The sequence below is a fragment of the Methyloversatilis sp. S146-33 genome (genome assembly GCF_059552495.1).
The window spans coordinates 264953-271211 of the sequence record NZ_JCANOT010000021.1 but is presented as its reverse complement, the minus strand read 5'-3'; the positions used below and the strand labels follow the sequence as shown (position 1 = coordinate 271211).

Below are 6259 nucleotides of genomic sequence, written 5' to 3'. Positions count from 1 at the left end.
CACCGAAATGGTGATGCCGGGCGACAACGTTTCGATCACGGTGAAGCTGATCGCCCCGATCGCGATGGAAGAAGGTCTGCGCTTCGCGATCCGCGAAGGCGGCCGTACTGTCGGCGCCGGCGTGGTTGCAAAGATCGTCGAATAATTAGTACAATCGTCAGCTTTTGCGCCGGGTGGCTTCTGCTACCCGGCTTTGCTCTTTCGCTCTTTGGGAAAATCCAATGCAAAGCCAGAAGATCCGTATTCGCCTCAAGGCATTCGACTATCGCCTGATCGATCAGTCGGCTCTTGAGATCGTGGATACCGCAAAGCGCACCGGTGCCGTCGTTCGTGGACCCGTGCCGCTGCCGACCCGCATCGAGCGTTTCAACGTGCTGCGTTCGCCGCACGTGAACAAGAGTTCGCGCGATCAGTTTGAAATCCGTACCCATGTTCGCCTGATGGACATCATCGATCCGACCGACAAGACCGTCGACGCATTGATGAAGCTCGATCTGCCGGCGGGTGTGGATGTCGAGATCAAGCTTCAGTAAGTGCAGTCTTTTCCGGCGTTCTTTTTGCCGGTAAGCGTCATCGGATGTTCCGGTGGCAGTTGAAACGGATCCCGGTCAATCGCAACCGGGATGAGGAGAAAAACATGACTCTAGGCCTTGTGGGTCGCAAGGTCGGCATGACGCGTATTTTCACCGATGACGGGCAAACCGTTCCGGTGACGGTCGTGGATGTGTCGAACAATCGCGTTACCCAGATCAAGACAGCAGAAACCGACGGTTACACGTCGGTGCAGGTCGCTTTCGGCAAGCGTCGCGCTACTCGCGTGAACAAAGCCGCCGCAGGTCATTTCGCCAAGGCAGGTGTCGAGGCCGGTGAGGTGCTGCGTGAATTCCGTGTGGACGCTGGCAAGCTCGCCGAATTCAAGGCAGGTGATGTGATCAGCCCCGCCTCGGTGTTTTCGGTAGGCCAGAAGGTCGATGTGACGGGTACGTCCATCGGTAAGGGCTTTGCCGGTGCCATCAAGCGCCACAACTTCTCGTCCAACCGTGCGTCGCACGGTAACTCGATCTCGCACAACTCGCCGGGTTCTATCGGTATGGCGCAGGACCCGGGTCGCGTTTTCCCGGGTAAGCGCATGGCCGGTCACCTCGGTGACGTCAAGTGCACCCAACAGGGGCTGGAGGTCGTGCGTATCGACGAGGCCCGTCAGCTGCTGCTCATCAAGGGCGCAATTCCGGGTTCCAAGGGCGGCGACGTTGTCGTGCTGCCGGCGGTCAAGGGCTGAGGAGAGCGCGATGGCTGAATTGAAGGTATTGAACGACGCCGGTCAACAGGCGGCGACGGTGCAGGCGCCGGACGCTCTGTTTGCCCGCGAATACAACGAAGCGCTGGTTCATCAGGTGGTCGTGGCCTATCAGGCCAACGCTCGCCAGGGTACCCGTGCTCAGAAGGACCGTACGCTGGTCAAGCACACCACGCGCAAGCCGTGGCGTCAGAAGGGCACTGGTCGCGCACGCGCCGGTATGTCGTCTAGCCCGCTGTGGCGTGGTGGCGGCCGCATCTTCCCGAACTCGCCCGACGAGAACTTCTCGCAGAAGGTCAATCGCAAGATGTATCGCGCCGGCATCGCCGCGATCCTCTCGCAGCTGGCTCGCGAAGACCGTATCGCTGTGGTCGATAGTTTCAATGTCGAGGCTCCGAAGACCAAGCTGCTGTCGAGCAAGCTCAAGGGCATGGGTCTGGATTCGGTGCTCGTGATCACCGACGAACTCGATGAGAACCTGTTCCTGTCTTCGCGCAACCTGCACAACGTGCTGGTCCTGGAAGCGCACGAGACGGATCCGGTTTCGCTCATCCGCTTCGGCAAGGTGCTGGTCACGCGCAGCGCGATGAGCAAATTCGAGGAGATGTGGGCATGAGCAACTTTTCGCAGGAAAGGCTGATGCAGGTTCTGCTCGCGCCGCAGATTTCCGAGAAGGCGACCTTTATTGCCGACCGTAACAACCAGGTCGTGTTCAAGGTTGCGCCGGATGCTACCAAGCCGGAGATCAAGGCTGCGGTCGAACTGCTGTTCAGCAAGGGCGACAACAAGATCGAAGTCCTGTCGGTTCAGGTCCTGAACGTGAAGGGCAAGATCAAGCGTTTTGGCCGCACGTTCGGCCGTCGCAGCGACTGGAAGAAGGCCTTTGTGCGCATCAAGCCGGGCCAGGACATCGAGTTCGCTGAAGGAGGGGCTGTCTAATGGCACTCGTCAAAGTCAAGCCGACTTCGGCCGGCCGCCGTGCCGTCGTCAAGGTCGTCAATCCGACCCTGTACAAGGGTCGCCCGGTTGATTCGCTCACCGAGAGCCAGAACAAGACCTCGGGTCGCAATAACCACGGCCGGATCACGACCCGTCACAAGGGTGGTGGTCACCGTCAGCAATATCGCGTGATCGATTTCCGTCGCAACAAGGATGGCATCGTCGCGACCGTCGAGCGCATCGAATACGACCCGAACCGTTCGGCGCATATCGCGCTGCTGTGCTACGCCGATGGCGAGCGCCGCTACATCATTGCTCCGAAGGGCATGGTGGTCGGTCAGCAGGTGGTCAGTGGTTCGGAAGCGCCGATCAAGTCGGGCAATGCTCTGCCGCTGCGCAACATTCCGGTCGGTTCGACGGTGCATTGCATCGAAATGACGCCGGGCAAGGGCGCGCAGCTGGCGCGCGCTGCGGGCACCTCGGTTCAGTTGCTGGCGCGCGAAGGCACCTACGCCCAACTGCGTCTGCGTTCCGGTGAAATCCGTCGTGTGCACGTCGAGTGCCGCGCGACCATCGGCGAAGTGGGCAACGAAGAAAACAACCTGCGCAAGCTTGGCAAGGCCGGCGCAACCCGTTGGCGCGGTGTGCGCCCGACGGTTCGCGGTACCGTGATGAACCCGATCGATCACCCGCATGGTGGTGGTGAGGGCCGTACCGGTGAAGGCCGCGTTCCCGTCAGCCCGTGGGGTCAGCCGACCAAGGGCTACCGCACCCGCAGCAACAAGCGCACGAGCAACATGATCGTGCAGCGCCGCTACAAGCGATAAGAGGTAGGCAATGGCACGTTCAATCAAGAAAGGCCCGTTCGTCGACGCCCACCTGCTGGCCAAGGTGGATACGGCTCGCGCGTCGAATGACAAGCGTCCGATCAAGACCTGGTCGCGTCGTTCGACCGTTCTGCCGGACTTCATCGGTCTCACCATCGCCGTGCATAACGGCCGCCAGCACATTCCGGTCTATGTTTCGGAAAACATGGTCGGCCACAAGCTGGGCGAGTTTGCGCTGACCCGTACGTTCAAGGGTCACACCGCAGGCAAGAAAGCGAAGAAGTAAGGAGCGATGACAATGGAAACCCGTGCAAATCTTCGCGGTGTGCGCCTGTCGGCGCAAAAGGGTCGGCTGGTCGCCGATCTGATCCGCGGCAAGTCGGTCAGTCAGGCTCTGAATATTCTGGCTTTCAGCCCCAAGAAGGGCGCAAAGATCATCAAGAAGGTCGTCGAGTCCGCAATCGCCAATGCCGAGCATAACGATGGCGCCGATATCGACAGCCTCAAGGTGAAGACCATTTACGTGGAAAAGGGTGTTGTGCTCAAGCGCTTCACCGCCCGGGCCAAGGGACGCGGTAATCGCATCGTGAAGCCGACCTGCCACGTGTTCGTCACGGTTGGAGACTGAAGGTTATGGGACAGAAGATTCATCCGACCGGCTTCCGTCTGGCGGTCACGCATAACTGGGCTTCGCGCTGGTTCGCGTCCAGCAAGGACTTCCCGCGCATGCTCAATCAGGATCTGCAGGTTCGCGCGTTCCTGAAGAAGAAGCTGGCGCACGCGTCCGTCGGTCGCGTGGTCATCGAGCGCCCGGCCAAGAATGCCCGCATCACCGTGTATTCGGCCCGTCCGGGCGTGGTGATCGGCAAGAAGGGCGAAGAGATCGAACTGATCAAGGCGCAACTGGCCAAGATGATGGGCGTGCCTGTGCACGTCAACATCGAGGAGATCCGCAAGCCGGAGATCGACGCGCAGCTGATCGCCGATTCGATCGCCCAGCAACTCGAAAAGCGCATCATGTTCCGCCGCGCGATGAAGCGCGCCATGCAGAACGCCATGCGCCTCGGTGCTCAGGGCATCAAGATCATGTCGTCGGGCCGCTTGAACGGTATCGAGATTGCTCGCCGTGAGTGGTATCGCGAAGGTCGCGTACCGCTGCACACGCTGCGTGCAGACATCGATTACGGAACGTCTGAAGCGAAGACGACCTACGGTGTGATCGGTATCAAGGTGTGGGTGTTCAAGGGCGAAATGCTTGCCCGCGGCGAAGCGCCTGCTGTTACCGAAGAAAACGATAACGCACGTCGTCCGCGTCGTGACGGTCGTCGCCCCGAAGGCGACAACCGCCCGGCCGGCCGCCGTCCCGCTCGTGATGCGAAGCCCGAAGGCGGCGCACCGGCAGGGGATGCCGACGTGAAGTCCACTCAGCAACGAGTCAGAAAGTCAGGAGCTAGCAATGCTGCAGCCGGCGAGAAGAAAGTACCGTAAGGAGCAGAAGGGCCGCAACACGGGCCTCGCCACCCGCGGCACCAAGGTTTCCTTTGGCGAGTACGGTCTCAAGGCCACGTCGCGCGGTCGTCTGACGGCTCGTCAGATTGAATCCGCACGTCGTGCGATGACGCGTCACATCAAGCGCGGTGGTCGTATCTGGATTCGCATTTTCCCCGACAAGCCGATCTCGAAGAAGCCGGCGGAAGTGCGTATGGGTAACGGCAAGGGCAATCCGGAGTACTGGGTTGCGGAAATTCAGCCGGGCAAGGTGCTGTACGAGATGGACGGCGTCGACGAGGCGCTGGCGCGCGAGGCGTTCCGCCTGGCGGCTGCCAAGCTCCCGCTCGAAACCACCTTTGTCGTGCGACAGCTGGGGTAAGCGATGAAAGCCAAGGATCTGCGGACGAAAGATGCCGCTGAATTGAACAAGGAGTTGATGGATCTCCTGAAGGCGCAGTTTTCTATGCGCATGCAGAAGGCCACTCAACAGCTGACCAACACCAGCGAACTGAAGAACGTGCGCCGCGATATCGCGCGCGTTCGTACCCTGCTGCAACAGAAAGCGAGTACGAAATGAGCGAGACCAATCAAAAGGTTCATCGCACGCTGGTCGGCCGAGTGGTCAGCGACAAGATGGACAAGACCGTGACCGTTCTGGTGGAGCGTCGTGTGAAGCACCCGCTCTACGGCAAGGTGATCATGCGGTCGAAGAAGTATCACGCGCACGTCGAAGGCCTCGAAGCGCACGAAGGCGATCTTGTTCAGATCGAAGAGTGTCGCCCGATCAGCCGTACGAAGGCGTGGAAGGTTACGCAGGTTGTAGAACAGGCTCGCGTGATCTGAAGACGTATTTCAGGGAGGGGCTTGTGTAGTTCCTCCCTGCGTGCTATTGTGGCGCGCTTTGCTTCGCCGAGCCTCAAAGTTTTGTTGGGCTCGTCCTACACCCTGACGGGTCCAAGACTGACCGCTCTCAGAGCGGGACAAGTTGGAGATAACAAATGATCCAGATGCAATCCATGCTGAACGTGGCCGACAACACCGGCGCGCGCTCGGTCATGTGTATCAAGGTGCTGGGTGGTTCCAAGCGCCGTTACGCCGGTATTGGCGATGTGATCAAGGTCAGCATCAAGGATGCTGCGCCCCGTGGTCGCGTCAAGAAGGGCGAGGTCTATAACGCGGTGGTTGTTCGCACTGCGAAGGGTGTGCGTCGTCCGGACGGTTCGCTCGTGAAGTTCGACGGCAATGCCGCAGTGCTTCTGAACAACAAGCTCGAGCCGATCGGTACCCGCATTTTCGGGCCGGTCACGCGTGAGCTGCGCGGCGAGCGTTTCATGAAGATCGTTTCGCTGGCGCCGGAAGTTCTCTGAGGCCAGGCTGGAGAGTCAGATGGAAAAGATTCGCAAGGGCGATGAAGTGGTGGTGCTGACGGGCAAGGATCGCGGTCGCCGCGGTACCGTGCTGCGTCGCGTTGATGAGCGCTCGGTTCTGGTTGAGGGCGTAAACCGCGTGAAGAAGCATCAGCGGCCGAACCCGATGAAGGGTCAGCAGGGCGGCATCGTCGAGAAGGAAATGCCGATCGACATTTCGAATGTTGCGCTGTTCAACCCGGCCACCAGCAAGGGTGATCGTGTGGGCATCAAGACACTTGAAGACGGTACGAAGGTCCGTTTCTTCAAGTCGAATGGCGAGTTGGTCAAGGCTTAAG

14 protein-coding genes are annotated in these 6259 nt (G+C 60.0%); all 14 read left to right on the top strand.

Annotation, left to right across the window (positions count from 1 at the left end):
- Positions 1-145 (top strand): EF-Tu C-terminal domain-related protein (locus AC51BJ_RS07585; RefSeq protein ID WP_496279662.1); only part of this gene is annotated, 145 nt, incomplete at its 5' end.
- A 76-nt stretch (positions 146-221) separates the two neighbouring features.
- Complete coding sequence (gene rpsJ / locus AC51BJ_RS07580) at positions 222-533, top strand: 30S ribosomal protein S10 (protein WP_018413334.1); 312 nt, start codon at positions 222-224, stop codon at positions 531-533.
- 104 nt (positions 534-637) lie between these two features.
- Positions 638-1279 (top strand): 50S ribosomal protein L3, encoded by a 642-nt coding sequence (gene rplC, locus AC51BJ_RS07575; RefSeq protein ID WP_024300633.1) that lies wholly within the window; start codon positions 638-640, stop codon positions 1277-1279.
- 10 nt (positions 1280-1289) lie between these two features.
- The gene (gene rplD, locus AC51BJ_RS07570; protein ID WP_304030756.1) at positions 1290-1913 is read left to right on the top strand and encodes a 50S ribosomal protein L4; all 624 of its coding nucleotides are present in this window, start codon (positions 1290-1292) and stop codon (positions 1911-1913) included.
- Positions 1910-2236 carry a 50S ribosomal protein L23 gene (gene rplW / locus AC51BJ_RS07565; protein WP_020163428.1) on the top strand — a complete coding sequence of 109 codons (327 nt, stop codon included), beginning with the start codon at positions 1910-1912 and terminating at the stop codon, positions 2234-2236. The genes rplD and rplW overlap by 4 nt, the downstream gene beginning before the upstream one ends.
- Positions 2236-3063 carry a 50S ribosomal protein L2 gene (rplB, locus tag AC51BJ_RS07560; protein WP_304001127.1) on the top strand — a complete coding sequence of 276 codons (828 nt, stop codon included), beginning with the start codon at positions 2236-2238 and terminating at the stop codon, positions 3061-3063. The genes rplW and rplB overlap by 1 nt, the downstream gene beginning before the upstream one ends.
- Before the next feature lie 10 nt (positions 3064-3073).
- On the top strand, positions 3074-3349 hold the full coding sequence (rpsS, locus tag AC51BJ_RS07555; protein WP_008061716.1) for a 30S ribosomal protein S19: 276 nt from the start codon (positions 3074-3076) through the stop codon (positions 3347-3349).
- Positions 3350-3361: 12 nt separating this feature from the next.
- Positions 3362-3691 carry a 50S ribosomal protein L22 gene (gene rplV / locus AC51BJ_RS07550; protein ID WP_020163430.1) on the top strand — a complete coding sequence of 110 codons (330 nt, stop codon included), beginning with the start codon at positions 3362-3364 and terminating at the stop codon, positions 3689-3691.
- A 5-nt stretch (positions 3692-3696) separates the two neighbouring features.
- Complete coding sequence (gene rpsC / locus AC51BJ_RS07545) at positions 3697-4551, top strand: 30S ribosomal protein S3 (RefSeq protein WP_019919625.1); 855 nt, start codon at positions 3697-3699, stop codon at positions 4549-4551.
- The gene (gene rplP / locus AC51BJ_RS07540) at positions 4520-4933 is read left to right on the top strand and encodes a 50S ribosomal protein L16 (protein WP_008061728.1); all 414 of its coding nucleotides are present in this window, start codon (positions 4520-4522) and stop codon (positions 4931-4933) included. The genes rpsC and rplP overlap by 32 nt, the downstream gene beginning before the upstream one ends.
- Positions 4934-4936: 3 nt before the next feature.
- On the top strand, positions 4937-5131 hold the full coding sequence (rpmC, locus tag AC51BJ_RS07535) for a 50S ribosomal protein L29 (protein ID WP_019919624.1): 195 nt from the start codon (positions 4937-4939) through the stop codon (positions 5129-5131).
- Positions 5128-5397: a 30S ribosomal protein S17 gene (gene rpsQ / locus AC51BJ_RS07530; protein ID WP_018228087.1), complete on the top strand. Its 270-nt coding sequence runs from the start codon at positions 5128-5130 to the stop codon at positions 5395-5397. Before rpmC ends, rpsQ begins: the two co-directional genes overlap by 4 nt.
- A gap of 155 nt (positions 5398-5552) precedes the next feature.
- Positions 5553-5921: a 50S ribosomal protein L14 gene (gene rplN / locus AC51BJ_RS07525; RefSeq protein WP_008061731.1), complete on the top strand. Its 369-nt coding sequence runs from the start codon at positions 5553-5555 to the stop codon at positions 5919-5921.
- A gap of 19 nt (positions 5922-5940) precedes the next feature.
- Complete coding sequence (rplX, locus tag AC51BJ_RS07520) at positions 5941-6258, top strand: 50S ribosomal protein L24 (protein ID WP_019919623.1); 318 nt, start codon at positions 5941-5943, stop codon at positions 6256-6258.
- The last annotated feature ends 1 nt before the right edge of the window (position 6259 follow it).